Source organism: Mesorhizobium sp. M2A.F.Ca.ET.037.01.1.1, from assembly GCF_003998075.1.
Lineage (GTDB): Bacteria > Pseudomonadota > Alphaproteobacteria > Rhizobiales > Rhizobiaceae > Mesorhizobium.
In genome coordinates this window covers 1-2141 of record NZ_RZSA01001055.1, presented here as the reverse complement: position 1 = coordinate 2141, position 2141 = coordinate 1, and the positions used below count along the sequence as shown (strand labels likewise).

Here is a 2141-nt window from a genome sequence, read left to right as displayed (position 1 = left end):
GATCGGACTGAATTGAATCCAGTCGGTTGCTAGAGCAATTCCAGGAAAAGTGTGAGCGGTTTTCCGTCCGGAATTGCGTAAAAACAAAGGGATAGAGCGGATCGCCGTTTCCGTGAAACGGTGAAACGCTCTAGTGGGATAGCGGCCCGCTTGCCTTCCGCCAGGCGTCGATGCCGCCTTGGATGTGGCGAGCGTTGGAAATCCCGACATCCTGCGCCGCTTGCACCGCCATCGCAGAACGCTCGCCGAAGGCGCAGTAGAACAGCAGCTGCTTGGCTGTTGATTTGGCCAGCTCATGCAGCATGCCGCCGGCCATGATGTTCTCCTGGAGCCGCGCATAGGGCAGATGGATCGCGCCAGGGATGACGCCGTGGCGCTCGCGTTCGGACTGCTCGCGCAGGTCGATCAGCGCCACGTCGGGCCGCCCGACAAGCGCCAACGCCTGCTCGGCGCTCACCGCCCAGCCGCGGGCGGCGATGTCGTCCTGATGCAGCCCGACCCGCATGTTGGCGGGCACGGCCACATCCATCATCTTCGGGTTGGCCAGGTTCAGATTGTTCATGATGTTCACATATTCGTCGACCGACTTCACCTGCAGGCGCGGGTTGAAGGCCTTCTCCTCGCCGATCGTCGACACGGTCTCGCCCTTATAGTCATGCGCCGGGAAGATCAGCGTTTCGTCGGGCAGCTTGAGTAGGCGACCGAAGATCGATTCATACTGCTGGCGCGGATCGCCGTTCTGGAAGTCGGTGCGGCCGGTGCCGCGGATGAGCAGCGTGTCGCCGGTGAAGACCCGGTCGGGCAGGACGAAGCTGTAGGAATCGTCGGTGTGGCCGGGTGTGTAGATGACGTCGAGCGCCAGCCCCTCAATGCCGAGCTTATCGCCGTCGGCAAGCCGCATCGACACCACGTCGGCCTTGGTCTGCTCGCCCATGACGGTCACGCAATGCGTCCTGTCGCGCAACGCGCCGAGGCCGGTGATATGGTCGGCGTGAAGATGGGTATCCACCGCCTTTACCAGCCTCAAATCCAGTTCGTTGACCAATTGCAGGTAACGCTCGACCTTCTCCAGCACCGGATCGATGATCAGCGCCTCGCCGCCCTTGCGACTGGCGAGCAGATAGGAATATGTGCCCGAGACGGAATCAAAGAGCTGGCGGAAAATCATCGTCGCGTACCCCGCTGCATTTTCACCGCCGGGCATCGCCCTCGCGGCCGTAGCAATATTCTACTGCATAGGCTTCTGAAATCAGAATGGATTTCGAAAAATATATAATTCGGTAGACGGCCTTCCCATGGCGATGGAATGCCACCTTCAAACGCTGCGCCGGCCGGCGGTCAGCTGTCTCAAAAAGCCTTGCTGAGACGAGCTACCCCCCAGACAGTGAAGGCATTGTCGCTGCCGTAACCCACCTCTAAGCCGGCATTGAGCGTCATGCCGGCGCTCACCTCCGCCGCGACGTCCGCGCCGGCAAAGCCGCGCAACACGAATTTTCTGCCGCCCGCGGGAAAAGAGATGTCCTGGCCGAGCAGCGTTGCCGAAACGTCGTCGCTGTTTTGCGCGATCGCGTCGACCCCCGCGCGAAGCGTGGTTTGCCAGGCCTGGCTTGGCGTGCTGACGGGAGCGAGCGCCAGCCCGAGCTGGCCGCGGGCCTCGAAGACGTTGACGTCACGCCGCGAGACCGCAAGATCGCCGTCCGAGCCGGTCTCCGTGTAGTCGTCGAAGAAGAGCCCAGCGTAGCGCAGCCGCACGCTGGGTATCAGCGTTCCGGCCGTCACCGGCAGCCGCATGCCGAGCGTGACCGAGGGGCTCAGGAAAACGCCGTTGAAATCGGCCCGCGCCGTTTCGATGCCGCCGAGCACCAGATTGTTCGCGACATGGCGGCGGCTGCGCTCCTGTAGCACGCCGGCGACGAACGCCGCCTCGGCGAAATGCGCACCTGCGTCATAGCCGAGATAGCCGCCCGCAAACGCGCCGCGATGGACGATCTCCTGCGCGTCGTCGTCGACCTCGGTAGACCCGGCGGCGCCGCCGAGGAACAAGCCGCCGAGGAAGCCGTCGCCCGAGCGCCTTTCAGCGCCGGCGACCACACCGCCCAGCGCCTCGCTGAACCCGGCCGATGCGCCGGAACCACCCTGGG

Annotated in this window: 2 protein-coding genes; both read right to left on the bottom strand. The window is 63.7% G+C overall.

The genetic code is table 11. The features are described 5' to 3' along the window. Positions 1–130: 130 nt before the first annotated feature. The gene (locus EOA27_RS33290; RefSeq protein WP_126081623.1) at positions 131–1168 is read right to left on the bottom strand and encodes an MBL fold metallo-hydrolase; all 1038 of its coding nucleotides are present in this window, start codon (positions 1166–1168) and stop codon (positions 131–133) included. Between the two features lie 179 nt (positions 1169–1347). Then, a partial coding sequence (locus tag EOA27_RS33285) for an autotransporter outer membrane beta-barrel domain-containing protein (RefSeq protein ID WP_145970716.1) occupies positions 1348–2141 on the bottom strand: 794 nt, incomplete at its 5' end.

Excerpts from the sequence above, each read along its gene's own strand:
- EOA27_RS33290 (WP_126081623.1), bottom strand. The coding sequence starts at position 1,168 with ATGATTTTCCGCCAGCTCTTTGATTCCGTCTCGGGCACATATTCCTAT.